We start from the raw sequence: 24026 nt of genomic DNA, 5'->3' as shown, positions 1-24026 counted from the left end.
AATGGCTCCCGTGTGCCGTATAAAAACCATCATTCAGTGGCCGAAGCCCCGGTTTCGATGCGTTCAAGGGATAGGGGCCAACCCTAAGGGGATTTAAAAGGCAACCGTACTTTTGAAGGCGGGAATCCTATACTGGGAACGTAACGGAAGTTTTGAAACGGTTCATGGGGTGCCTATATCCCGATTTCCTGGGCCATTGACAAGGGAATAAGGGTCAATACCGTATGAGATAAGGGATTTAGACGATGGTCAGCGCTATACCCAATTCCATGAGCCTATTTTTGGTTTTTTCATCAATGCCCGAATCGGTGATGATTTGGTCTACTTCATCAAGGCCACAGATCCTTCCAAAGCCCTTTTTCCCGAATTTGGAGGAATCGGCCAAAACAATGATTTTATGCGATGCCTTTATCATTTCCTTATTCAGGGATGCCTCCATCGAATTCGTGGTCGTAAGACCATAGTCCAAATCGATCCCATCGACCCCTAAAAACAATTTGGTGAAGGTGAATTCCGATAACATCTTTTCACCTATGGGCCCGATTACGGAGGAAGAGCTCGATCGTACGATGCCCCCCAACTGCATGACATCGATATCTTTGTGTTCCGCCAGGATTAGGGCCGTGTTCAAGGAAGCCGTCAATACGGTCAGCCCTTCCAAGGGTTGGATATGCCTGGCGAATTCAATGACCGAGGTACCGGAGGCAATGATGATACTGTCATGGGGTTCCAAGGTGTCGGCAGCCGCAATCGCAATTTTGTTTTTTTCCTTGGCATGTATTTTTTCCTTGACATTTACCGGGTTTTCCGAAATATAAGGATTCACGGGAATGGCCTTGCCATGTGAGCGGAACAACAATTTTTTTTCTTCAAGAAGCTTTAGGTCCTTTCGAATGGTTACCAAAGAAACATCGAACTCTTTGCTGAGGTCATTGACATTTACAAATCCATCGGTCTCGAGTTTGCCTAAAATAAGCTTATGGCGATCTATGATATTGAGTGGCATTTGAGTTTCGTTTTGTACAAAGATACGGGATAAACGCAACTAAATAAAGGGGAAACAAAACTTTTGTTGATCCATTTAGTACCGAAAACGAAAGTTTAAATCTTGTCTATTTCGGATTTTATAGGGTAAAAATAAGGGTCAATGTTAATATATAGGGGATAAAATTAAGGAATAGGCGATGGGTTTCATTTTTATGACAAAAATCATAGGTTGGTAAAAAAATAAAAAACAACAAAAAATAAGTTTTGAATTGTTTCGTTTTGTTGTACATTTAATCTCGAATTAGAAAGCATTACTAAAAGATAAAGCAGTGAGTCATGAATAGAAAAGAAATGTTGGATAAGTTAAGGAGCGATTCCAAAACTTACGATTTCATAGTAATAGGAGGTGGGGCTACCGGTATCGGGGTAGCACTTGAGGCGTCCGCAAGGGGCTACTCGGTCGTTTTGCTCGAGAAGTCCGATTTTACGAAATCAACCTCCAGTAAAAGTACCAAATTGGTGCATGGGGGCGTACGATACCTGGCACAAGGGGATGTGGGTCTTGTCAGGGAAGCCGTTGTCGAAAGGGGGTTGTTGACCCAAAATGCGCCACACTTGGTAAAAGACCTTTCCTTTGTCATCCCTACCCACGGGCTGTTTGACGAGGTTCAATATACGGTCGGACTCACCCTTTACGATTTGTTGGCGGGTAAATTAAGCCTTGGAAGGTCTAAGCGTATTTCAAAGGCAAAGACCCTAAAACGGATCTCAACGATAAATCCGGATAAGATTTCGGCAGGTGTCGTTTACCACGATGGGCAGTTCGACGATACCCGTTTGGCGATCAACACCCTGCAATCCGCTGCCGAAATGGGAGCCATTGTCATTAATTATTGTTCCGTAGTGGGAATACTCAAAGATGAAAACGGAAAATCGTGCGGGGTAAAGTTCATTGATGAGGAAGAAAATAAAGGATACGAAATAAAAGGAAAGCAAATTGTGAATGCGACCGGTGTTTTTGCCGATGATGTCTTGAAAATGGATTCGCCCCACGCCCAAAAAACCATAGCTCCTAGCCAAGGCGTGCATTTGGTCTTGGACAAATCGTTCTTACCGGGTACCGATGCCATCATGATTCCGAAAACCGATGATGGCCGGGTCCTGTTTTTGGTGCCATGGCATGATAAGGTGGTCGTAGGAACAACCGATACCCCTATAGAAAAGGAATCGTTGGAGCCTGTGGCCCTGGAAGAGGAGATCAACTTTATATTGGATACGGCCAGTCGCTATTTGACCAAAGCACCGAAAAGGAGCGATGTCTTAAGTGTATTCGCCGGGTTAAGACCTTTGGCCGCTCCCAGCGGGGAAGGAAAGAAAACGAAAGAAATATCGAGAAGCCATAAGATTTTCGAATCCGAATCCGGACTCTTGACCATGGTGGGTGGAAAATGGACCACCTATCGTAAAATGGGCGAGGATTTGGTCGATAAGGCAGAGCGAAACCACGGATGGGCACATATTCCCACCAAAACGACCCACCTGAGGATACACGGCTATAAAGAGAACGTAAACCTTGAGGACCCCTTGTACTTCTATGGTAGCGATGAAGATGCGATCATTGGCTTATCCAAAGTAAACGGATACAGCAAGACCCTAAGCGAGTCATTGAAGGTCTTGGAAGCACAGGTGGTATGGGCCGTAAGAAATGAAATGGCCCGTAGTGTCGAGGATTTCCTTGCCCGTAGGACCCGTTGTCAGTTGTTGGATGCCAAGGAGAGTATCCGAATGGCACCCAAGGTGGCCGAGATCATGGCCGAAGAACTGGGAAAAGATGCCGATTGGCAAACCAAGCAAGTAGCGGATTATATAGAGGTTACCTCTAACTATATTTTATAACCCCCCGTTTTAAGTGTTTCTAGAGACAATTAAAACCAAATTAATCAATATACAATGAAGAATAAACTGATTTTAGCCCTTGACCAAGGGACCACATCTTCCCGTGCGATTTTATTCAATCATGACGGGCAAATTGTCAGGGTTTCCCAAAAACCCTTCGAACAGATTTTTCCTAAACCAGGATGGGTAGAACACAACCCCAATGACATTTGGTCCTCACAGATTTCGGTAGCCGCTGAGGTTGTGGCCCAACAGGGTATCAACGGGGATGGTATCGCGGCCATCGGTATTACGAACCAGCGGGAAACCGTCGTGGTTTGGGATCGTGAAACCAGCGAGCCCATTTACAATGCCATCGTTTGGCAAGATAGAAGAACATCGAGATATTGCGATGAGTTGAAGGAAGCCGGCCATATTGATATGATCAAAAAGAAAACGGGATTGGTGATCGATGCCTATTTTTCCGCGACCAAACTTAAATGGATCTTGGATAATGTCGAAGGGGCCCGGGAAAAAGCCGAAGCGGGTAAACTGTGCTTTGGAACCGTTGATTCTTGGCTAATCTGGAAACTCTCCAGAGGAAAAATGTTCATTACCGATGTCTCCAATGCCAGTAGGACCATGTTGTTCAATATCCATACCATGGCATGGGACGATGAATTGTTGGCATTGTTCAACATTCCCAAAGCCATGTTGCCCGAAGTGAAGGAAAGCAGTGAAATTTACGGTACTACGGCTACCACGCTGTTCTCTACCAAAATTCCGATCGCCGGTATCGCAGGGGATCAACAAGCTGCCTTGTTCGGTCAAATGTGCACCGAACCGGGAATGGTCAAAAACACCTATGGTACGGGATGTTTCCTATTAATGAACACCGGTGATAAGGCAGTGTATTCCAAAAACAACCTTTTGACTACCGTTGCCTGGAAAATCAATGGGAAAACCTCATACGCCCTCGAAGGTAGTGTCTTTGTGGGTGGAGCCGCCATACAATGGTTACGCGATGGGGCAAAAATGGTAAAAACAGCCCCGGGTATCAACCATTTGGCGGAAACCGTGGAAGATAATGGAGGGGTTTATTTCGTGCCTGCCTTGACAGGTTTGGGAGCTCCTTATTGGGACCAATATGCCCGCGGTGGCATGATGGGGATTACACGTGGAACGACCGATGCACATATCGCACGCGCAACCATAGAGGGTATAGCATTTCAAGTTTACGATATCGTAAGGGCAATGGAAGCCGATGCCGGTGAAAAAAGTATAGAACTACGCGTTGATGGAGGTGCAAGTGCCAGTAATTTATTGATGCAGATACAGGCGGATCTTTTCGGATTCAAGATCATTAGACCGAAAACCTTGGAAACAACCGTCATGGGAGCCGCTTATTTGGCAGGTTTGGCCGTTGGTTATTGGGACAGTATAGACGACATCCAATCACAATGGAGTATTGATAAGGAATTCTATCCGGAAGCCCCTAAAGAGAAAGTCGACAATATGTTGCATTACTGGCATAAGGCCGTTAAATGTGCCCGGAATTGGATCGAAGAATAACCATAATCAATAACCATAAAACTGTTAATCATGTCAATTTTTGTAGCAGAGATATTGGGTACCATGCTCCTGATCCTTATGGGGAACGGCGTCGTAGCCAATGCGGTATTGAAAGGTACCAAAGGTAACGGTGCGGGATGGATCGAAATAACCACAGCTTGGGCTTTGGGGGTATTCATCGGAGTAGTCGTGGCCGGCCCGTATAGCGGCGCCCATTTGAATCCGGCGGTAACCATAGCCTTGGCCGTGGCAGGGAAGATTTCTTGGGCCATTGTCCCCGAATATCTTGCCGGGGAAATGATCGGGGCCATGTTAGGGGCGTTTTTTGTGTGGGTATTCTATAAAGACCACTTTAAGATCACCGATGATGAAGGGGGAATGTTAGCTTGTTTCAGTACGGGACCGGCAATTAAGAACACTTTTTCCAACCTGATAAGCGAGATCATCGGAACCTTTGTCCTGGTTTTTGTCATCTTCTATTTGGCAGGTCCGAAATTGGAAATCATCAGTGAGGTAGATGCGAAGGCCATCATAGGTTTGGGTTCCATTGGGGCGGTTCCTGTCGCCCTCTTGGTCTGGGTCATCGGTCTGGCACTTGGTGGTACCACAGGGTACGCCATTAATCCCGCACGAGATCTGGGACCAAGGATCATGCACTCCATTTTACCCGTAAAAGGTAAAAGTGATTGGGGGTATGCATGGATTCCCGTTGTGGGCCCCATCATCGGATGTGTCATTGCAGCGTATTTATATATGGCCTTGTAATAGAATAGTTCCCTAATAGTAAAATACAATGAAAAAAATACTCGTAGTATGCGTAGTGCTATTTATGGCACAAATGGGCCATGCCCAAGAAACGGAATTGAAAGACAGTCCCATCGATTTTAATGTGGACGTAAAAACGAACCATTTATGGCGAGGTTTGGTCATTACCGATAAACCCATGGTCGCTGTTTTTTCAAAATTGAAATTGAATGCGTCGGGCAGTTTTACTACCGGATTTTGGGGCGGAATGTCCGTCTCCAATGATGCGGACGGTACCTCGTACAAAGAGATAAATTACTATGTACAATATGCCGAGAATGGCTTTTCCATTGGCCTTTGGGATTTGTTCAATACCCGTAGCGTGGAAAGCCCCGATGTGTGGAATTACGATCAGAACAGCACCACCCATTTATTGGATCTGAGAACTTCTTACACTTTTGATGAAAGTTTCCCTTTACGTTTGGAAGCCGATATGTTGTTGTACGGAAGCGGGGATGCCCAATTGAACGATGATGGGGATATGGAACAGCGGTATTCTACCTATGTGGAAGCCTCTTATCCTTTGATCCGGAATTCCAAAGTCAACTTAAACGGTTTCGTCGGAGCAGGGTTCTCACTAAATGGGGACACCCATTTGTACGGAGATGGCGAACAAAACTTCGATTTGGTCAATGTAGGGCTTACGGCCTCAAAGACCCTTAGGTTTGCGGAGTTGCGTTTCCCCGTGTCGGCAACGACCCTTTGGAACCCCTCACAAAAAATTGCTAGGGTACAATTGGCGGTCAGTTTGTTTTGACCCAAAAAATAGTCTCCCAATTTTTGTGGTAACCCATGGTTTGAAGGTTTTTCAGATCATGGGTTATTTTTTTGGGGAATGGGGTATGAAAACGATCGGCCTTAGGATCGCCAAAGAGGGAACGTGAAACGGGGATACTTACATTCTTGGCTGAAAATAGTATCTTCGACCCCATTAAAACCATGTGAAATGCCGCAAAGTAACCGTGCCAAATCTTGGATAACCCTTTTAAGTGAACTGGTGGAAGTCTTTTTGAAAAGTTCGCGTCAAAGTAAACGAGGAAGGACATGGCACCAGCACGTAGTCCCACATGAGAACGGTTGGGCCGTTAGGCGTGAGGGCAACAAACGCATTACCTCCGTACACCAACGCCAAGATACGGCCATAAATAAAGCCAAACGATTGGCTCGCAAATACAAGGCCGATGTGATCATCCATCGTAAGGATGGCACCATACGGGATCGATTGAATTACGATTAGGGATCGAATGGAAAGGGGGCATTTTTCCGGGGTGAAGAAATTCGGTATAAAGACGTAAAAACCCTCTAGTGAAGTTCTGGCCCTATCCACTATCCGCAGCAAGTGATTTTCTTTGTTGTCCATTCAGCTGTGGATACAAAGGAAATTTTTATTCGCTTCCCAGGTTTTTTTGTTTTTCGGCTAAAGTCTACTCACAATAGCAGTAAGTGATGGGGCAACTTGAAAAGAATTCCGCTACGGGCCTTTGGGGTCATGAGGCAAGATCTCCATTTTATTTATTATCCTAAAGGGCCTTTTCTTATGTAATTATTGCATGGACCCCGATTCTCCATCGAAACCTTCAAAAACGGTGCTGGATAGCGGTCGCTTATCCCGATGAAATACACATACCTTCGGTGAGGTGTTTTTGGGTCCCAATACGTTTATCGAGCATTTTATGCACTTTATCCGGATTCCTGTCAGTTACCGAAAAATAAGGGGTTTTGAACGTTTTACAACCTAGCTCGATACCCGCTGCTGCGTTTTTATTATATAAAAACGCAAGTCATGAAAACTATCTTAACTTTAATCTTTGTTCTTACCATCGGAGTAACTGCCCAAGCCCAAGATGCTAAAGCCGATATTAAGGTAGAAACTATAGAAATGACCAACATTACTTCTTCCACTAACGGGAATACAGTAGCCCGTTTGTACAAATTCAAAAATTCAAGGGTAAAGAAAGCGTTATCTTTTACTACGAAGAGGAACAAAGCCAAAATGGCTTAATCTTAAAGTAAGGTATCAATTACAGGTACACGTTTTCTAGGGTTATCCATATGTTTTCACCACTTGCTTGAATAAGAAGCTATCAGGAACAAAAAAAAAGGGTTTGTAAAAAATGGGGATTTGGATACTAACGGATGGGTTGTGCAAAGGAATTATCTTATTGTTTAAGACTATTTGTAAAAAGTGATTATCTTACATGATATGATCTTTGTTTAAGATCCATTGATAAAAACCAACGAAACCTATTTTCATGAAAGAGAAACTACAGACCCTTAAAATAGTACATTTCGCCCTTTGTATAGGAGTAACCCTGGCCTATTTTGTTGTGGGGGACTTTACGATATCGACCTTACTGGAATTCCCCGAATTGGATACCGAGGCCATGGTGTTCATATGTATTGCCATTGCCGCCGTTTTAATGGGGAATTTTCTTTTTAAGGCGCAATTGGAGAAGATAGACCGAAAAAAGAGTTTGGAAGAAAAAATACCCTATTACCAAAGTGCTGCTTTGGTGCGCTGGGCTTTAATGGAAGGAGCGGCATTTTTGATCCTTTTCCTAAAGCCAGGTTTGGTGGTCTTTGGTATTTTCATCATCGCATATATGGTTTTCCTGCACCCTACCGAGGCAAGGATCAAAAACGAACTGCAGCACACAGGAGGGTTTTAAATCTGAAGGGTGGTTTTTTAACGATGTGATAAAATGCCCTTTTTCGCATTCCTTTAGGGCAAATGTATAGGGGTAGAGCGATGCACCCTGGCTGTTTGGGTGCCCGATCACAATCGCTTTTGGGTTCATTCCCAAACTTTAACGAGAATAATTACCCTTGGTCCAAAACAAATCCGTGTAAGGGGTTTCCCTCTTAATTTTACACTTTCATATAAATTCTTGTTCTATGCGTACACGGATAGATTATATAGAGATAGGACGGTTTTTGATTTGTTTGGGTCTTTCTTGGATCCTTTGGATGGGCGTGCACCATACCGGTTCCATTTTTTGACCGATACCCTATGGGAGGGCCTTGTAAATGGTACGGGGCATTCGCTGCAATAGGACTTATTTCACCAAGATCATGATCGCCCCAAAGGCGGTAAGCACTAGGATCATCTTGCGATAAAAGTCCTCTTTGATGATCTTCACCAAACGTACCCCGATAAAAAGTCCAAGAAAAATGGCAGGGGCCAATTTTAGGTTGATCAATAAGGTTTCAGGGGTAACAGTGCCCCAAGACCAGATATGGAAAGGGAGTTTAAATAGGTTGATGATCAGGAACAGCCATGCGGCCGTACCTATAAATTCATTTTTGGGCAGTCGCATTGCCAAAAAGAAGATATTGCTGAAGGCTCCGGCCAAATTACCGATCATGGTGGTAATGCCCGTTAAAATCCCGATGAATCCGGCAAAGGTCCAATGGGTAGGTACCTTCTTGGTTTTTTTTCGGTCCCACCAGTACATCATGACCACACTGCCAAGGATAATAATGGCCATCCCTATTTTAAAGGTTTGTTCATCAAGATCTAGCCCAATATATACCCCGATCAATATACCTACGATAATCCAAGGTAAAAACCTCAGGATGTACGTCCATTGGGTATGCCGGTTGTAGTAGATCACTGCAAAGATATCGGCCAAAATGAGCAAGGGAACCACGAGTCCGGTAGATTCTTTGGCACCAAAGGCCAAAGCCATAAGGGTTACGTTGATAATGGCCACCCCCTTGATTCCGGCCTTGGAAATACCGACCACAAAGGTCGCGGCGAATGCCATGACCCATGCCATAGTTGATATGTCCGATTGTATCGTTAGGAGCACTATAGATGTTTAGGAAACAAAGCAAAAGTATCTTAAAAAATTTTATCTTTAACCCTTAACCAACAAACTTTATCCCCCCATGAAATTAAGCATACTGGATTACGGCTTTATCGCCGTTTTCTTTTCAATCGTTTTGGGCATCGGCATTTACGTTTCCAAAAAATCCGGTAAAAATTCATCGGAATACTTTCTTTCCGGGAAAACCATGCCTTGGTGGTTGTTGGGCCTTTCCATGGTGGCCACTACCTTTTCTACCGATACCCCGAACTTGGTCACCGATCTGGTACGTAATAACGGGGTTTCGGGCAACTGGGGTTGGTGGTGTTTTCTGATTACGGGGATGTTAACGGTATTCGTCTATGCCAAGCTGTGGAGAAAATCGAACGTGAATACCGATTTGGAGTTCTATGAATTGCGTTATGGGGGAAAGCCCGCCAGTTTCTTGCGTAAATTCAGGGCGGTTTATCTTGGGGTCATCTTTAATGTGATCACCATGTCGGCCGTAACCTTGGCCGCAATAAAAATCGGGGGGATCATGTTGGGATTGGAACCTTGGGAGACCGTTGTCGGTGCCGGCTTGATTACCGTTACCTTTAGTGCCTTGGGGGGTTTCAAAGGCGTGGTCTATACCGATTTCCTGTTGTTTTTTGTCGCCATGGCAGGGGCCATAGGGGCCGCGTATTACTTGGTGAACCTTCCTGAGGTCGGGGGGATCCATGCCGTAATGGCCAATGAAAATGTAAAGGATAAACTTTCCATCCTTCCCGATTTCAGCAATACGGAAATGGTGATTACCTTATTGGTGATCCCGCTTGCGGTACAATGGTGGAGTTCGTGGTACCCTGGGGGGGAACCCGGTGGGGGCGGCTATATCGCCCAGCGTATGTTGGCCGCCAAAAACGAGAACCATGCCATAGGTGCGACGTTCTTTTTCAATATCATGCATTATGCCCTTAGGCCTTGGCCGTGGATCGTTGTCGCCTTGGCGTCTTTGGTGGTATATCCCGATATTGCCAGTATTTCAGCGGCATTTCCCGATGTTCCGGCCGATAAGTTGGGGCATGATCTGGCCTATTCGGCCATGTTGACCAAATTACCCAGTGGTTTGTTGGGCTTGGTATTGGCTTCGTTGATAGCTGCCTATATGAGTACCATTTCCACCCAATTGAACTGGGGTTCTTCCTATATCGTTTTTGATTTTTATAAGCAACAGATCAATCCGAATGCCACAGAAAAAAGATTGGTGGCCGTAGGGCGGTTTTCAACGGTCATACTCATGGTTTTTAGTGCGATACTTGCCTTACTGATGCAGAATGCCATGCAGATTTTTGATATGCTCTTGTTGTTCGGGGCAGGTACCGGACTCATTTTTATATTGAGATGGTTCTGGTGGCGGATCAATGCATGGACCGAGATTTCGGCCATGTTCGCATCGGGCATCCTATCCATTTCGCTTAAGGCGACTCCCTTGGGGGCTTTCTTTTTTGCCCCGGAAACGGGATGGTTGCCAGAGTGGGGGGAAATTCCTTTTGTCATGGTCATCACTACCCTTATCTGGTTGGTTGCAACGTTCATTACCCCACCGGAGTCAAATATGGTATTGTACTCCTTCTACAAAAAAATACAACCCGGTGGTCCCGGATGGGCAAAAGTGGTCGCCGAAGCCAAGGAGGATGGTGTTGTGATCGATAAGGGTGAAAAATGGAGTGTTCCCCAAGGTATTTTAGCCATGCTATTGGGTGTGGTGCTGATCTATACCATCATGTTCGCAACGGGTCATTGGATCTATGGGCATACCACATCGGCACTGATCTTGACCGGAATCGCCGCAGTTTCCGGTTTCCTTTTGATCAAGGCTTGGGGCAAAATGAAAGACAATATTCTATAAATAAAACATATGGGAAATAGGGTGATTTCGGTCGATATCTTTAGGGGGTTGACCATCGTATTGATGATTTTGGTGAATACGCCGGGGACCTGGTCGAACGTATATGCGCCCTTATTACATGCCGATTGGCATGGATATACCCCAACAGATCTCGTATTCCCGTTTTTCCTTTTTATCGTGGGTACTTCCATAGCTTTCGCCTATCAGCACAAGACGGCTTCCTGGCCTACCTACCGGAAGATTGTCGTACGGAGTCTGAAATTGATCGGTCTGGGGTTGTTCCTAGGGGCTTTTTTGATCCATTTCCCCTTTATTAAGGATTTTGAAAGTATCCGGTTTCCGGGGGTACTGCAGCGTATTGGGGTGGTGTTCTTTTTTGCGGCCATCCTGTTCATGAACTTTAATTGGAAGGTCTTAATCGGTATCTGTGTTGCGGTTTTGGTCGGGTATTGGCTGGTAATGGCCTATGTACCCGTAGAAGGCGTTGCATCGACCTTTAATCGCGCCCCCAACAACTTGGCGAATTATATCGATGTCAAGGTTTTCGGCACCCATAACTATAAACCCGATTATGATCCCGAAGGGTTGCTGAGTACCCTGCCGTCCATTGCCACTTCCTTACTGGGGGTTTTTACGGGTCTTTTATTGACCTCCAAGCGGAAAAAGAAAGAATCGGTGCTTTTGGGATTGGGGGTCACCATGTTGGTACTGGGCTATCTATGGGATACCCTTTTCCCCATCAACAAGGCCCTTTGGAGTAGTAGTTTCGTATTGGTGACTGCCGGTTGGGCCAATATTTTACTGGCGTTGATCTATTATTTTTCCGATGTGCGGCACATTGAATTCGGCAGTATTTTTAAATATGTCGGGGCCAATGCCATTACCATATATTTTCTGTCCAGTTTTATCAGCAAGATAATGGGGCAGATAGCGGTGGGGGATACCTCCTTACATGGATGGCTCTTTCAAAACGTGTATGTGCACGATTTTATGGCTAAGGAACTTTCCTCCCTTTTATACGGCCTTACCGTGGTAACCTTCTACTTAGGGCTTGGCTATATGATGCATAGAAAGAAAATATTCATAAAGGTATAAGGGCTATTTCGCAAGGTGTTGCGTCATACGGGCAACATATTTCCCGATAACATCGAATTCCAAGTTTACCGTACTACCTATTTGATATGTATTGAACCTTGTGTTTTCATAGGTGTAAGGGATAATGGCAACACTAAAACGGTTCGCACCCGAGTCTACAACGGTAAGACTGACCCCATCAATGGAAATCGATCCTTTTTCAATGGTCACATTATCGTATACGGCATCATATTCAAAAGAGAAATACCAGCTTCCGTCCTTTTCGGAAATGGCGGTACATTTTCCGGTTTGGTCCACATGGCCCTGAACGATATGGCCATCCAATCTGGCACCCATTACCATCGCCCTTTCCAAATTCACTTTATCCCCGACCTTTAATTCCCCAAGGTTCGATTTAAGAAGGGTTTCTTCAATGGCTGTGACCGTGTAAACGGGTCCATTTATGGCAACCACCGTTAGACAAACGCCATTATGTGCAACACTTTGGTCTATTTTCAATTCTTGGGTTATCGAGGAATTGATGCTGATATGAAGATTACCTCCTTCTTTTTCCAGTTGTTGTACTTCTCCCAAAGATTCGATTATTCCCGTAAACATGTGTCGTTTAAATTAAGTAATTTTGTGTTTAAGATCAAGCGTCATATTTAAAATACGATCGCAAAACACAAAGGTAATTATATAATGCAGGAAAGTCGAAAAATAAGGGTAGGAATATCAATAGGGGATTTGAATGGCATTGGATGCGAAATCATACTCAAGACCTTTGAGGACGCACGGATGTTGGATTTTTGCACCCCCGTAATATTTGCCTCCAACAAGACCATTACTTTCCAGAAAAACGCTTTGGGCATTACCTTGAATTATAATGGGGTGCCTGATGCCGACAAGGCGTTGGAAGGCAAGGTAAACGTGGTGAATGTTTGGAAAGAAACCCCCAAGGTCGAGTTCGGCAAGGAAACCAAACAAGGGGGGGACTATGCCATTCGGTCGTTACGGGCCGCCGTCAAGGCTTTACAGGAAGATAAAGTCGATGTATTGGTCACCGCGCCCATCAACAAAAAAAACATACAGGCCAAGGATTTCAAATTTCCGGGCCATACCGACTATCTCGCCCAGGAGTTTGGTGGGGAGAGCCTAATGTTCATGATAACCGATGACCTGAAAGTGGGGCTGCTGACCGACCACATACCGGTCAAAGAAGTGCCTGAGGCTATAGGTCCCGATTTGATTCGGAACAAAATCCGTATCATCGAGAAATCATTGCAAATGGATTTCGCCATCCCCAGGCCTAAAATCGCACTATTGGGAATTAACCCCCATTCCGGCGATCACGGGGTAATAGGCAAAGAAGACGAGGAGGTCATGAAACCGGTCATAAAGGAATTGAAAGAAAAGGGCCACCTGGTTTTCGGGCCCTATTCGGCCGATAGTTTCTTTGGTTCTGACGGCTACAAGAAATTCGATGCCATCCTTGCCGCATACCATGACCAAGGACTTATACCTTTTAAAACCTTGTCATTCGGGAACGGGGTGAACTATACGGCCGGACTTTCAAAAGTACGTACCTCCCCCGATCATGGAACGGCCTATGAAATAGCCGGAAAGGGAGAGGCCGACAACAATTCGTTCAAGGAGGCACTATTCAAGGCCATACAAATTTTCAGGAACAGGGAGGAGTATGCACAGTTGACCGAAAACCCCTTACAAAAGCAGAAAGTGAGGAGATAAGCGGGCCATTTGAGCCGAAAAGGGCACATTTTTAGGGCTGTTTTCGTACAACTGAATGAAAGACAGAAGATTTACAGGCTAATAATTGGCATTTATTAAAAAAAAAGTATCTTTGCACCCGCCTTTATGTGGGCAAGTGGATTAAAAACAAGTGTTGTGGTGATGAAACAAAAGGAGTTCAATATTCCTTTCTCTGGATTGAAGCAAGGAAAACACGAGTTTGAATATAAGATAAACAATACGTTCTTTGAATCTTTTGGATACGACGAGTTCAATGATGCCAAAATAAACCTATCCGTGGTCCTCAATAAGATGAGTACCATGCTGGAATTGGAAATGCATGCGGAAGGCTCGGTAAATGTGGATTGCGATACGACCAGTGAACCTTATGATCAAGAGATTGAAGGGGCATTGGAATTGGTGGTCAAATTCGGTGATGAATTCAATGATGAGAATGATGAGATATTGATCATTCCCCATGGCGAACATCAATTGAACATAGCGCAATACGTTTATGAAATGTTGGTTTTGGCCGTACCTCAAAAAAGAATCCATCCGGGAGTCCTGGATGGCACGCTTCAATCGAAGGTACTTGACAAACTTGCAGAACTAAGTCCAAAAGAAGAGAAAAACGACAGTGAAGATAGTGATCCCCGTTGGGATGAATTAAAGAAGTTACAAACGGATAAATAATTAATAATGGCACATCCTAAAAGAAAAATTTCCAAAACTAGGAGAGACAAGCGAAGAACGCATTACAAGGCAGTTGCACCAACAATCGCCAAAGACCCAACAACCGGGGAAATGCATTTGTACCATAGGGCACATTGGCATGAAGGTAAATTATACTACAAAGGACAAGTCCTTATAGATCAAACCGAGGAGGCTGAGGCTTAAGACTTGAATTTGCATAAAACACACACCCCTGCCATAAAAAAGCGGGGTTTTTTTATGGCCTAAATCGAATCATTCGTACAAAAGCCTTAACTACATACGGGTAAAGGGAAATGGTTTTTTAAAAGGACTAATTGGTTCAAATTAGTCATAAACAATCTCTTTTTGGATAAAAAGTCCTCAGAAATCACTATTTTTCCCCGATTATGAAGCATTTTTTAATATTTTGATTAGTAACACAAACTAACTATGGGTAAACTAAGTGCGGCGATCACAGCTGTGGGGGGATATGTCCCCAAATTCATCATGACCAACCAAATGCTTGAACAAATGGTTGACACCAACGATGAATGGATCACTACACGAACAGGAATCAAAGAGCGTAGGGTTCTAAAGGATGAAGAGGGGAAAGGGTCTTCTTTTATGGCCATAAAGGCCGCAGAGGACTTGATTGAAAAAGGGGATATAGACCCAAAAGAAATAGATTTGGTCATTGTGGCTACCGCAACCCCAGATAGTTTAGTGGCTTCAACGGCCGCTTTCGTCGCCTCGGAAATCGGGGCAACCAATGCATTTGCCTATGACTTGTTGGCGGCATGTTCCAGTTTTTTGTTCGGCATGTCTACAGCAGCCGGTTTTATCGAATCGGGCAAGTATAAAAAAGTCTTATTGATCGGGGCCGACAAAATGTCCTCGATCGTTGACTATACCGATAGGACCACCTGTATCATTTTCGGGGATGGCGCCGGAGCGGTACTCTTTGAACCCAATACCGAAGGTTTGGGGATGCAAGACGAATATTTGAGGGCAGACGGTTCAGGACGGGCGTTTCTCGGTATGGATGCGGGCGGATCGTTGATGCCGGCCACTGAGGAAACCGTTAAAAACCGCAAACATTTTATTTATCAAGAAGGAAGGACCGTATTCAAATTCGCGGTCAGCAATATGGCCAATGTAGCTGCACTGATCATGAAAAGGAATAACCTTTCCGAACAAGATGTGGCATGGTTGGTACCACACCAGGCCAATAAACGTATCATCGATGCGACCGCCAATAGGATGGGATTGGACAATTCCAAGGTCATGATGAACATAGATAAGTACGGTAATACAACATCGGCTACCCTACCTTTGTTACTTTTTGATTATGAAAATAAACTAAAGAAAGGGGACAACCTCGTATTCGCTGCCTTTGGTGGTGGATTTACTTGGGGGGCCATTTATCTGAAATGGGCATATAACAAATAAGAAATCAACTATATAAATTACTTTCTATGGATATTAAAGAAATTCAAAGCCTGATAAAATTCGTCGCCAAATCCGGCGCCAGTGAGGTTAAGCTAGAGACCGATGACATTAAGATAACCATAAGAACGGGATCGACTACAGGGGGAAATGAAACGACCTATGTACATCAAGTTCCGGTTGCACAAGGCCATATGGCCCCAGTTGCCGTACCTGCAGCGGAACCTGCCGCTCCCGCCGCCCCTGCTCCAAAAGAGTCGGCGGAAGAATCGAAATACATAACCATTAAATCGCCGATAATCGGAACGTTCTATAGAAAACCGTCACCAGATAAACCTTCGTTTGTGGAAGTTGGTTCAACTATAGCCAAGGGCGATGTACTTTGTGTAATAGAAGCCATGAAATTGTTCAATGATATTGAATCTGAAGTTTCCGGTAAGATCGTTAAGATCCTAGTCGATGACGCATCTCCTGTAGAGTTCGATCAACCGTTGTTCTTGGTTGACCCTTCTTAGTGGATTTTAAGTTCGAAATCGGTGCTTGGCACTATTGAAAACGTTATGCTTAAAATTTAAAACTACAAGAGATGTTCAAAAAAATACTTATTGCAAATAGGGGTGAGATTGCACTGCGGATTATTCGGACCTGTAAAGAAATGGGGATTAAGACCGTAGCTGTATATTCTAAGGCCGATGAGGAAAGTCTACATGTACGATTTGCAGATGAGGCCGTTTGTATCGGTCCTGCTCCGAGTAGTGAATCCTATCTTAAAATACCCAATATCATTGCCGCTGCCGAAATTACAAATGCCGATGCCATTCATCCGGGCTACGGTTTTCTATCCGAAAATTCAAAGTTTTCAAAGATTTGTGCGGAGCACGATATTAAATTCATCGGAGCTTCCGGGGAACATATCGACCGAATGGGCGATAAGGCTTCGGCCAAGGAAACCATGAGAAAGGCCGGTGTACCTACAGTACCGGGTTCCGAAGGCTTGTTGAAAGATGTTGCCGAAGCCAAGAAAGTGGCCAAAAAAATGGGTTACCCCGTAATGATCAAAGCTACTGCCGGTGGTGGAGGTAAAGGAATGCGGGCCGTTTGGAAGGAAGAAGAAATGGAAGACCTCTTCGAAAGTGCCGTTCAGGAAGCTACTGCCGCTTTTGGCAATGGTGGAATGTATATGGAAAAGTTGATTGAGGAACCGCGCCATATTGAAATCCAGATCATCGGGGATCAATACGGTAAGGCATGTCATTTGTCCGAACGGGATTGTTCCATTCAGCGAAGGCATCAAAAATTAACGGAGGAAACCCCATCGCCCTATATGACCGATAAGCTTCGGGAAGAAATGGGAAATGCTGCGGTGAAAGCTGCCGAATTCATTAAATACGAAGGTGCCGGGACCATTGAGTTTCTTGTGGATAAACACCGGAATTTCTTCTTTATGGAAATGAACACCCGTATCCAGGTGGAGCATCCGATCACCGAACAGGTCGTTGATTACGATTTGATCCGGGAACAGATTTTGGTAGCAGGAGGGGTTCCCATCTCCGGTAAAAATTACTATCCAAAATTACACGCCATAGAATGTAGGATCAATGCGGAGGATCCGTATAACGGATTTAGGCCTTCGCCGGGGAAAATTACGACATTGCATACGCCAGGAGGGCACGGTGTTCGTATGGATACCCATGTCTATAGTGGGTATACCATTCCGCCCAATTACGATTCTATGATCGCTAAGTTGATAACCACGGCCCAAACCCGTGAAGAGGCTATCAATAAAATGAAGCGGGCACTTGATGAATTCGTCATCGAAGGCGTAAAGACGACCATACCTTTCCACAGGCAATTAATGGAACATCCCGACTATTTGGCGGGGAACTATACCACCAAGTTCATGGAGGATTTTAAAATGGATCCCGCATTCGGTGATTAACATTAAAAACCCCGACGATACCGTCGGGGTTTTTTATCTTTAGGCATGAACCTCAGTTATTGGGAATATAGAACATGGTTGTCCGATATTGATTTTACCATTGTAGGAAGTGGTATTGTGGGGCTGAATTGTGCTTTGGGGTTACGTGAAAAATATCCAAAGGCCAAAATAGTGGTATTGGAAAAGGGTATTTTGCCCGAAGGTGCTAGTACCAAGAATGCCGGATTTGCCTGTTATGGCAGTATTTCCGAGATCCTTTCCGATTTAAAGTCCCATACCGAGGAAGAAGTGGCCCAACTGGTGCAGCAGCGATGGGACGGAATTCAATTGCTTCGGAAAACCGTGGGGGATTCCACGATGGATTTCCAACAACTTGGGGGACATGAACTCTTTTTGGAAAACAAGGAAGAATTGTTTTCGGCCTGTTGCGAAAATCTTGAAAGGGTAAACGCCTTATTGAAACCTGTTTTCAAAACAACGGCCTTTCGAGTACAAGGGAACGTATTCCATTTTAAGCACATAAAAGAACAATACATTACCAATACCCTGGAGGCCCAGATCGATACGGGTAAAATGATGGCCGCGCTCCTGGACCTTGTGGCACGGAAGGGCATTCGGATTTTAAATGCCATAAAGGTCGAGGAATTCCAGGAAACGGGTAGCGGGGTGGAAGTCCGTACAAATGCATTTTCGTTTAGATCGAACAACGTATTCCTTGCCACCAATGGCTTTGCTTCCCAACTTATTAAAGAAAAGGTTCGACCTGCGCGTGCCCAGGTTTTGATCACCCAACCCATACGCGGCCTTCATATCAAGGGCACGTTTCATTTGGATGAGGGGTATTGGTATTTTAGGAATATCGATAACCGTATTCTCTTTGGTGGGGGGCGTCATCTCGATTTTAAAGGGGAAGAAACCTATGAACAGGGAGAAACCGGGTTGATCCAAAATGAATTGGAGAAAATGTTGGCAAAAACCATCTTGCCCAACACCCCTTTTCAGATTGCCCAGCGGTGGAGTGGTATCATGGGGGTAGGTGAGGTAAAAAAGCCGATCTGTAAACAACTTTCGGACCATGTGTTCTGTGGAGTGCGATTGGGGGGTATGGGCATTGCCATTGGAAGTCAAATCGGAAAGGAACTGGCAGAACTTTCATTTTAGAAAATTACCCATTTTACGTTTTTCTTTATATCTTGTCGGACAGTGAGGACAATGACCCGCCCTAGGTCTTACTGGAGTACCGGATTACCTGGTATTTTCGAATTTAATTGCTATCGATAAGCTATCGTAAAATCGAACTATTGATTCAATTAATGGGATACTACATGATCAGTTCTACTGCAAGGGAACATTTTAAAAAGTTAAGTTTAGGAATTATCGTTTGCGCGGTTTCGATAAGTTGTTCATCCAGCAAAACAAAATATCAGCGGGAATATACCCGGATCTGGAAGGAGATCATAAAATCGGAGGCCTGGAAAAATTCATTATTGGCCGATAATTCCAAGGAGGTACCCAACGAACTTCAATTGTATGCCAGCACGGCCGAAGACTATATCGTTGACGATGGTTTTACAAACGATTTGAATATGGAAGCCCTATTTGAAGAGCGTTTCCAATCTTTGGTTTCAAGGGCTTATTTTAAGATCATTGCTGAAGCGGAAAAGTCCGACCACCGTATTAAGGCGGAATACGATCGGTATCATTCGATGCAACAAAATGCCGAACTAAAAAAAGACAAGGCTTTTAGAAAAGAATACGAGAACGTTAGAAAAAAGTACCATGCCCATAGGAACATGTTAAACGGACTTAAATCGTGGAATATCTTTAGTGAGTTTCGATCTAACGATATTGATTTTTTCATGGCGGAAAACAGGAACGAAATCCATACTATGTACACCATGGGAAGTACTGAGGATCAAATGATAAATTATCTCATCTATAGGCTGGCCGATTTATATCACGATGAGGAGTAGCGCCTATGGAATGATTTCCCCAAAAACCGGATTGTCATCGCATTTAACCATTACATTATGAACAATTTAGATTTAAAAAGAAGGTTGCACCGATTTTGCGAGGATTTCGTACGGGATCGTATCTCCCGAATACATTCCCAAATCAATGAAATACAGGAGGCCCTAAGCTCGGAAACCAAAAGTAGTGCGGGGGATAAACACGAAACGGGAAGGGCCATGCTGCAGTTGGAAAGGGAAAAATTGGGAAGGCAGCTTTCTGAAGCGGAAGATATGCAGAGGGTACTTAAAAAGGTCGATATTTCGACTTCACGTACGGCGGCCACTCTAGGGAGCTTGGTAAAAACGACGACCGCAAATTATTTTTTGTCCATTTCCGCCGGGGAATGCAAATTGGACACGCCCCAAAAGAATTATTGTATTTCACTGAATACCCCTATCGGGATCATGCTATTGGGAAAAAATGTCGGACAGACCATTCACTTTGGGGAAGAACACATCAAGATCTTGGAGATTGCCTAAGGACGATCATTCCAATTCCGGTCTACGGCGGCTCTTTTTTTTCAAGGCATCCCTTTTCTTTTTATCCAGTCTTTTTTCGATCGATGATTTTGAAGGTTTTGTTTTTTTGCGTTTTTTCTCGATCCGAAGTGCATTTTCCAAAAGTCGTAAAAACCGTTTTATGGCCAATTCCTTATTGCGGTACTGACTGCGGGTAGCTTCGGCTTGAAGGATCAATACATGATCTTTGGTAAGCCTAGGGGCAAGTTGATGGATGATACGCTCTTTTTCTTTTGACGTAAGCACTTTGGAACCCGCTACGTCAAAGGTAAGTTCCACTTTGGTGGCTACTTTGTTTACATGCTGTCCGCCCGATCCACCGCTTCTGATCGCTTTTAATTTTATTTCTTGAAGAAGGGCGTTTGCATCCACGACTTAACGGTTCAATCGTTGGTTTATCGTCTCTATGGAGATATTTAGAAACACTTTTTTTTGCTCTTCCAGGGCTGTCCCGTGGTTGAAAAAAATAGGCTGCCCCTCATATATCCCTTCGATCATATAATAATCACCTTTATAATACGAGCGTTTTACCTCGACCTCCATTCCCGATTTTTGCGATACCTTGAATTCATGGGCATATACTATGATCTCCCGTTGAGTATCGGCATAGGGTTTTATGATGTGTATAGGGATTTTATTGGCTTCACCGAACAAACCGGCGATATAAAGATCTTTGGGATGCTCGAACAGGGCCTTGGGGGAATCCTTTGCAATGATCTTTCCGTTTTTCAATACGGTGACGGTATCGGCATAGGGCAGCATATCATTATGGTCATGGGTTGCGGTGATCACGGTGACGCCTTTTTCCTTTAAATACCCAAATAAATTTCTTCTCAGGCTATTCTTTCTAAAGTTGTCTATATGGCTGAAAGGTTCATCAAGCAATAGGACTTCGGGCCGTTGGGCAAGGACCCGGGCCAAGGCGACCCGTTGTTGTTGGCCACCACTCAAATATTTGACCTTTACCTTGGCAAAGTCGGTCAATTCGATCATTTCGAGCAGTTCCTGTGTACGTTCCTTTAACTTTTCGGGTTCAAATACCGACAAAAACTGGCTTACATTTTCCTCGACCTTGGTAAAAGGCATTAGGTCAAAATCCTGCGATAGGTATTTCATATAGGGTTCGCCGGGCACCAAATTAAAATGGGGCCCCAAGATTTGGGTATCGTTCCAAAACAACGATCCTTCCTCCACATGTAACAGTCCGTATATGATTTTCAATAAGGTACTCTTGCCACATCCGCTTTCACCAATAATGGATACATGTTCGCCCTTTCCTATTTTGAGATTGATGTCCTCAAGCACGGGAGAAGTGTTGTAGCGAAAGGAAACATGGTCTACATATAACATAAATAGGTACTTTATAATGGTATAAAGTCCGTTTCAAATAAAGAAACAGACCCTACACCAATATATAAATATAATTTGTTTTAGTCTTTAAATTCTTTCAACACTGCTTTATTGGGTAATTCATCATACCCCATATTGAAAAGGGTGAAACCGAATATATCGGCGTATTGCGCAATGGTTTTACTGACCGGGGTACCGGCACCATGGCCGGCATTGGTCTCAATGCGGATCAATGTAGGGTTGGTTCCCGCTTGTTTCGCTTGTAGTTCCGCAGCAAATTTAAAACTATGGGCGGGTACCACGCGATCATCATGATCACCGGTCGTAATCAAGGTAGCTGGATATTCGGTTCCTTCCTTTATATTGTGTAGGGGGGAATATCCCAATAGGTATTCGAACATTTCCTTACTTTCCTCCGAGGTGCCATAGTCATAGGCCCACCCTGCACCGGCTGTGAAGGTGTGGTAGCGGAGCATATCGAGGACCCCAACGGCTGGTAAGGCCACTTTCATTAAGTCAGGACGCTGGGTCATGGTAGCACCGACCAATAGACCGCCATTACTGCCACCGCGGATGGCCAGGTACTCTTTAGAGGTGTACTTGTTCGCGATTAAATATTCGGCTGCGGCAATAAAATCGTCAAAAACATTTTGTTTTTTGGTCTTTATACCGGCATCATGCCATTTTTTACCATATTCCCCGCCCCCTCGAAGATTAGGAACGGCGTATATGCCCCCTTGTTCCATCCATACGGCATTACCGATACTGAACGACGGGGTTAGACTGATGTTGAAACCACCGTACCCATAAAGAATGGTCGGATTTTTGCCGTTCAACGCCAATCCTTTTTTATGGGTAATGATCATGGGTATCTTGGTCCCATCCTTGGAATCATAGAATACTTGGTGCGATTCGTAATCCTCGGGATTGAAATCTATTTCAGGTTTCCAATATTGTTCGTATTCCCCACTTTCAACATCGTATTTATAGGATGATCCGGGGGTGTTGTAATTGGTGAACGAAAAATAGAATTCGGTATCCTCTTTTTTTCCACCGAATCCCGAGACACTGCCGATACCGGGTAATTCAACTTCGCGAACCAGCTTGCCCTCATAATCATATTGGAATACTTTCGAGATGGCATCCACCATATATTCGGCAAAGAAATAACCGCCCCCGGTATTCGGGGAAAGTACGTTTTCGGTATCGGGGATAAAATCCACCCAATTTTCCGGGGTGGGGTTTGAGGCATCCACGGTTACTATTTTTTGGTTGGGAGCATCCAAATTGGTAACGATATACAGTTGGGAACCTACATTGTCGATAACATAACTATCACTATCGGTATGGTCCAAAATCGTTTTCAGTTTGCCGTTCTGTTGGGTCAGATCCTTGATATATAGCTTGTTGCCCGATGTGGAGGTTGAAGCCGAGATATATAGATACCTTTTATCCTCACTGACTTTGGCAAAAACATAGCGGTGTTTTTCCTCGGGTTTGGCGCCGTAAACAACCTTGTCTTCCTTTTGAGGGGTACCTAGCTTATGGTAATAGACCTTGTGTTGGTCGGTTTTTGCGGAGAGCTCGCTTCCTTCAGGCTTGTCATAACTGGAATAATAAAAGCCATCATTGCCTTTCCAAGAAGTACCACTGAACTTGATATCGACTAAAGTGTCTTCCACGATTTCCTTGGTTTCGGTCTTCAGGACAATGGCCTTGCGCCAATCGCTTCCCCCTTCGGAGATAAGATAGGCGGCCATGGAGCCGTCTTTGGTGAAATTGAGTGAGGCCATCGAAGTGGTACCATCTTCCGAGAAGGTGTTGGGGTCTAGGAAGACTTCGGGTTCCGCATCCCCCTTTTGCCTATAGACCACATATTGGTTCTGTAACCCGTCGTTTTTATAAAAATAGGTGTAATCGCCTTCCTTGAAAGGGGAACCCAATTTTTCGTAATTCCATAATCCTTCAAGTCGTTTTTTCAAGTCGTTTCGGAACGGTATTTTATCGAGATAGCCGAAGGTGGTGATATTCTGTTCTTTTACCCATGCTTCGGTTTCGGGGCTGCGGTCATCCTCGAGCCAACGATAGGGGTCTCGAACTTCGGTTCCAAAATAGGTATCAACGGAATCGGATTTTTTGGTAGTAGGGTAATTCACGGTCATGGGATCTTTTTGGGTTTTGGTAGTACAGGCCCCTATGAAAAGGGCCACCAAAGGAAATATCATTGTTTTTTTCATGTGCACTCGTCTATATCTCCGCTAAATTTAATACAAAAAAACCTTTGGAGACCAACGGGTTCCAAAGGT

General features: G+C 44.4%; 25 protein-coding genes. 19 read left to right on the top strand and 6 right to left on the bottom strand.

The features are described 5' to 3' along the window. Nucleotide 1 precedes the first annotated feature (1 nt). On the top strand, nt 2-97 hold the full coding sequence (locus tag PHU20_RS20165) for a hypothetical protein (RefSeq protein WP_420828680.1): 96 nt from the start codon (nt 2-4) through the stop codon (nt 95-97). Between the two features lie 141 nt (nt 98-238). Here the strand turns inward: PHU20_RS20165 and PHU20_RS15440 are convergent, their stop codons facing one another. Continuing rightward, nucleotides 239-1006 carry a DeoR/GlpR family DNA-binding transcription regulator gene (locus tag PHU20_RS15440; RefSeq protein ID WP_274826289.1) on the bottom strand — a complete coding sequence of 256 codons (768 nt, stop codon included), beginning with the start codon at nt 1004-1006 and terminating at the stop codon, nt 239-241. Nucleotides 1007-1323: 317 nt separating this feature from the next. Between PHU20_RS15440 and PHU20_RS15435 the strand changes: the two genes are divergently transcribed. The 7 genes from PHU20_RS15435 (at nt 1324) to PHU20_RS15405 (ending at nt 7907) form a co-directional block, all read left to right on the top strand. Then, nucleotides 1324-2883, top strand: coding sequence for a glycerol-3-phosphate dehydrogenase/oxidase (locus tag PHU20_RS15435; protein WP_274826288.1), 1560 nt, complete (start codon nt 1324-1326; stop codon nt 2881-2883). Between the two features lie 54 nt (nt 2884-2937). Beyond that, nucleotides 2938-4434 carry a glycerol kinase GlpK gene (glpK, locus tag PHU20_RS15430; protein WP_274826287.1) on the top strand — a complete coding sequence of 499 codons (1497 nt, stop codon included), beginning with the start codon at nt 2938-2940 and terminating at the stop codon, nt 4432-4434. Between the two features lie 30 nt (nt 4435-4464). Continuing rightward, on the top strand, nt 4465-5199 hold the full coding sequence (locus PHU20_RS15425) for an MIP/aquaporin family protein (protein ID WP_274826286.1): 735 nt from the start codon (nt 4465-4467) through the stop codon (nt 5197-5199). 28 nt (nt 5200-5227) lie between these two features. Then, nucleotides 5228-5995 carry a hypothetical protein gene (locus PHU20_RS15420; RefSeq protein ID WP_274826285.1) on the top strand — a complete coding sequence of 256 codons (768 nt, stop codon included), beginning with the start codon at nt 5228-5230 and terminating at the stop codon, nt 5993-5995. 189 nt (nt 5996-6184) lie between these two features. Further along, nucleotides 6185-6475, top strand: a complete 291-nt coding sequence (locus PHU20_RS15415) for a DUF2188 domain-containing protein (protein ID WP_274826284.1) — start codon at nt 6185-6187, stop codon at nt 6473-6475. Between the two features lie 546 nt (nt 6476-7021). Further along, nucleotides 7022-7240 carry a hypothetical protein gene (locus PHU20_RS15410; RefSeq protein WP_274826283.1) on the top strand — a complete coding sequence of 73 codons (219 nt, stop codon included), beginning with the start codon at nt 7022-7024 and terminating at the stop codon, nt 7238-7240. Between the two features lie 250 nt (nt 7241-7490). Then, complete coding sequence (locus PHU20_RS15405; RefSeq protein WP_274826282.1) at nt 7491-7907, top strand: MFS transporter; 417 nt, start codon at nt 7491-7493, stop codon at nt 7905-7907. Nucleotides 7908-8294: 387 nt separating this feature from the next. Here PHU20_RS15405 and PHU20_RS15400 read toward each other — a convergent pair whose 3' ends face one another. Further along, nucleotides 8295-9050 carry a sulfite exporter TauE/SafE family protein gene (locus tag PHU20_RS15400; RefSeq protein WP_274826281.1) on the bottom strand — a complete coding sequence of 252 codons (756 nt, stop codon included), beginning with the start codon at nt 9048-9050 and terminating at the stop codon, nt 8295-8297. A 79-nt stretch (nt 9051-9129) separates the two neighbouring features. Here PHU20_RS15400 and PHU20_RS15395 point away from each other — a divergent pair, with 79 nt between their 5' ends. Both PHU20_RS15395 and PHU20_RS15390 read left to right on the top strand, forming a co-directional pair. After that, complete coding sequence (locus PHU20_RS15395; RefSeq protein ID WP_274826280.1) at nt 9130-10938, top strand: sodium:solute symporter family protein; 1809 nt, start codon at nt 9130-9132, stop codon at nt 10936-10938. A 9-nt stretch (nt 10939-10947) separates the two neighbouring features. Then, nucleotides 10948-12033 carry an acyltransferase family protein gene (locus PHU20_RS15390; RefSeq protein ID WP_274826279.1) on the top strand — a complete coding sequence of 362 codons (1086 nt, stop codon included), beginning with the start codon at nt 10948-10950 and terminating at the stop codon, nt 12031-12033. Between the two features lie 3 nt (nt 12034-12036). On the opposite strand, the gene PHU20_RS15385 is transcribed toward PHU20_RS15390, so the two are convergent. Continuing rightward, nucleotides 12037-12630 (bottom strand): riboflavin synthase, encoded by a 594-nt coding sequence (locus PHU20_RS15385; RefSeq protein WP_274826278.1) that lies wholly within the window; start codon nt 12628-12630, stop codon nt 12037-12039. An 84-nt stretch (nt 12631-12714) separates the two neighbouring features. Here PHU20_RS15385 and pdxA point away from each other — a divergent pair, with 84 nt between their 5' ends. From pdxA to PHU20_RS15340, 9 genes are all read left to right on the top strand, one after another. Then, nucleotides 12715-13761 carry a 4-hydroxythreonine-4-phosphate dehydrogenase PdxA gene (gene pdxA / locus PHU20_RS15380; RefSeq protein ID WP_274826277.1) on the top strand — a complete coding sequence of 349 codons (1047 nt, stop codon included), beginning with the start codon at nt 12715-12717 and terminating at the stop codon, nt 13759-13761. Nucleotides 13762-13923: 162 nt separating this feature from the next. Next, nucleotides 13924-14454 (top strand): YceD family protein, encoded by a 531-nt coding sequence (locus PHU20_RS15375; RefSeq protein ID WP_274826276.1) that lies wholly within the window; start codon nt 13924-13926, stop codon nt 14452-14454. A gap of 6 nt (nt 14455-14460) precedes the next feature. Beyond that, on the top strand, nt 14461-14658 hold the full coding sequence (gene rpmF, locus PHU20_RS15370; protein WP_274826275.1) for a 50S ribosomal protein L32: 198 nt from the start codon (nt 14461-14463) through the stop codon (nt 14656-14658). A 246-nt stretch (nt 14659-14904) separates the two neighbouring features. Beyond that, on the top strand, nt 14905-15903 hold the full coding sequence (locus tag PHU20_RS15365; protein ID WP_274826274.1) for a beta-ketoacyl-ACP synthase III: 999 nt from the start codon (nt 14905-14907) through the stop codon (nt 15901-15903). Nucleotides 15904-15929: 26 nt separating this feature from the next. Continuing rightward, entirely contained in the window at nt 15930-16415 is a 486-nt protein-coding gene (gene accB, locus PHU20_RS15360; protein ID WP_274826273.1) for an acetyl-CoA carboxylase biotin carboxyl carrier protein, read from the top strand. Nucleotides 16416-16486: 71 nt separating this feature from the next. Next, nucleotides 16487-17839: an acetyl-CoA carboxylase biotin carboxylase subunit gene (gene accC / locus PHU20_RS15355; protein WP_274826272.1), complete on the top strand. Its 1353-nt coding sequence runs from the start codon at nt 16487-16489 to the stop codon at nt 17837-17839. Between the two features lie 45 nt (nt 17840-17884). Next, a complete protein-coding gene (locus PHU20_RS15350; protein WP_274826271.1) occupies nt 17885-19000 on the top strand; it encodes an NAD(P)/FAD-dependent oxidoreductase in 1116 nt (371 codons plus the stop codon). Between the two features lie 152 nt (nt 19001-19152). Continuing rightward, nucleotides 19153-19812: a hypothetical protein gene (locus PHU20_RS15345; RefSeq protein WP_274826270.1), complete on the top strand. Its 660-nt coding sequence runs from the start codon at nt 19153-19155 to the stop codon at nt 19810-19812. 57 nt (nt 19813-19869) lie between these two features. Continuing rightward, on the top strand, nt 19870-20331 hold the full coding sequence (locus tag PHU20_RS15340; RefSeq protein WP_274826269.1) for a 3-oxoacyl-ACP synthase: 462 nt from the start codon (nt 19870-19872) through the stop codon (nt 20329-20331). Between the two features lie 6 nt (nt 20332-20337). Here PHU20_RS15340 and arfB read toward each other — a convergent pair whose 3' ends face one another. From arfB to PHU20_RS15325, 3 genes are all read right to left on the bottom strand, one after another. After that, nucleotides 20338-20742, bottom strand: a complete 405-nt coding sequence (arfB, locus tag PHU20_RS15335) for an alternative ribosome rescue aminoacyl-tRNA hydrolase ArfB (RefSeq protein WP_274826268.1) — start codon at nt 20740-20742, stop codon at nt 20338-20340. Nucleotides 20743-20745: 3 nt separating this feature from the next. Then, complete coding sequence (locus PHU20_RS15330) at nt 20746-21720, bottom strand: ABC transporter ATP-binding protein (RefSeq protein ID WP_274826267.1); 975 nt, start codon at nt 21718-21720, stop codon at nt 20746-20748. An 80-nt stretch (nt 21721-21800) separates the two neighbouring features. Continuing rightward, nucleotides 21801-23957 (bottom strand): prolyl oligopeptidase family serine peptidase, encoded by a 2157-nt coding sequence (locus PHU20_RS15325; protein WP_274826266.1) that lies wholly within the window; start codon nt 23955-23957, stop codon nt 21801-21803. Nucleotides 23958-24026 lie beyond the last annotated feature (69 nt).

The organism is Maribacter polysaccharolyticus (assembly GCF_028882255.1).
Classification (GTDB): Bacteria; Bacteroidota; Bacteroidia; order Flavobacteriales; family Flavobacteriaceae; genus Maribacter_A; species Maribacter_A polysaccharolyticus.
Note: the sequence above shows the minus strand (reverse complement) of the source record. Positions and strands in the feature narration are given on the sequence as shown.

What these genes read in the sequence shown, in the direction of transcription:
- PHU20_RS20165 (WP_420828680.1), top strand. Translation starts at nt 2, where the DNA reads ATGGCTCCCGTGTGCCGTATAAAAACCATCATTCAGTGGCCGAAGCCC.
- PHU20_RS15440 (WP_274826289.1), bottom strand. Translation starts at nt 1,006, where the DNA reads ATGCCACTCAATATCATAGATCGCCATAAGCTTATTTTAGGCAAACTC.
- PHU20_RS15435 (WP_274826288.1), top strand. Translation starts at nt 1,324, where the DNA reads ATGAATAGAAAAGAAATGTTGGATAAGTTAAGGAGCGATTCCAAAACT.
- glpK (WP_274826287.1), top strand. Translation starts at nt 2,938, where the DNA reads ATGAAGAATAAACTGATTTTAGCCCTTGACCAAGGGACCACATCTTCC.
- PHU20_RS15425 (WP_274826286.1), top strand. Translation starts at nt 4,465, where the DNA reads ATGTCAATTTTTGTAGCAGAGATATTGGGTACCATGCTCCTGATCCTT.
- PHU20_RS15420 (WP_274826285.1), top strand. Translation starts at nt 5,228, where the DNA reads ATGAAAAAAATACTCGTAGTATGCGTAGTGCTATTTATGGCACAAATG.
- PHU20_RS15415 (WP_274826284.1), top strand. Translation starts at nt 6,185, where the DNA reads ATGCCGCAAAGTAACCGTGCCAAATCTTGGATAACCCTTTTAAGTGAA.
- PHU20_RS15410 (WP_274826283.1), top strand. Translation starts at nt 7,022, where the DNA reads ATGAAAACTATCTTAACTTTAATCTTTGTTCTTACCATCGGAGTAACT.
- PHU20_RS15405 (WP_274826282.1), top strand. Translation starts at nt 7,491, where the DNA reads ATGAAAGAGAAACTACAGACCCTTAAAATAGTACATTTCGCCCTTTGT.
- PHU20_RS15395 (WP_274826280.1), top strand. Translation starts at nt 9,130, where the DNA reads ATGAAATTAAGCATACTGGATTACGGCTTTATCGCCGTTTTCTTTTCA.
- PHU20_RS15390 (WP_274826279.1), top strand. Translation starts at nt 10,948, where the DNA reads ATGGGAAATAGGGTGATTTCGGTCGATATCTTTAGGGGGTTGACCATC.
- PHU20_RS15385 (WP_274826278.1), bottom strand. Translation starts at nt 12,630, where the DNA reads ATGTTTACGGGAATAATCGAATCTTTGGGAGAAGTACAACAACTGGAA.
- pdxA (WP_274826277.1), top strand. Translation starts at nt 12,715, where the DNA reads ATGCAGGAAAGTCGAAAAATAAGGGTAGGAATATCAATAGGGGATTTG.
- PHU20_RS15375 (WP_274826276.1), top strand. Translation starts at nt 13,924, where the DNA reads ATGAAACAAAAGGAGTTCAATATTCCTTTCTCTGGATTGAAGCAAGGA.
- rpmF (WP_274826275.1), top strand. Translation starts at nt 14,461, where the DNA reads ATGGCACATCCTAAAAGAAAAATTTCCAAAACTAGGAGAGACAAGCGA.
- PHU20_RS15365 (WP_274826274.1), top strand. Translation starts at nt 14,905, where the DNA reads ATGGGTAAACTAAGTGCGGCGATCACAGCTGTGGGGGGATATGTCCCC.
- accB (WP_274826273.1), top strand. Translation starts at nt 15,930, where the DNA reads ATGGATATTAAAGAAATTCAAAGCCTGATAAAATTCGTCGCCAAATCC.
- accC (WP_274826272.1), top strand. Translation starts at nt 16,487, where the DNA reads ATGTTCAAAAAAATACTTATTGCAAATAGGGGTGAGATTGCACTGCGG.
- PHU20_RS15350 (WP_274826271.1), top strand. Translation starts at nt 17,885, where the DNA reads ATGAACCTCAGTTATTGGGAATATAGAACATGGTTGTCCGATATTGAT.
- PHU20_RS15345 (WP_274826270.1), top strand. Translation starts at nt 19,153, where the DNA reads ATGGGATACTACATGATCAGTTCTACTGCAAGGGAACATTTTAAAAAG.
- PHU20_RS15340 (WP_274826269.1), top strand. Translation starts at nt 19,870, where the DNA reads ATGAACAATTTAGATTTAAAAAGAAGGTTGCACCGATTTTGCGAGGAT.
- PHU20_RS15330 (WP_274826267.1), bottom strand. Translation starts at nt 21,720, where the DNA reads ATGTTATATGTAGACCATGTTTCCTTTCGCTACAACACTTCTCCCGTG.
- PHU20_RS15325 (WP_274826266.1), bottom strand. Translation starts at nt 23,957, where the DNA reads ATGAAAAAAACAATGATATTTCCTTTGGTGGCCCTTTTCATAGGGGCC.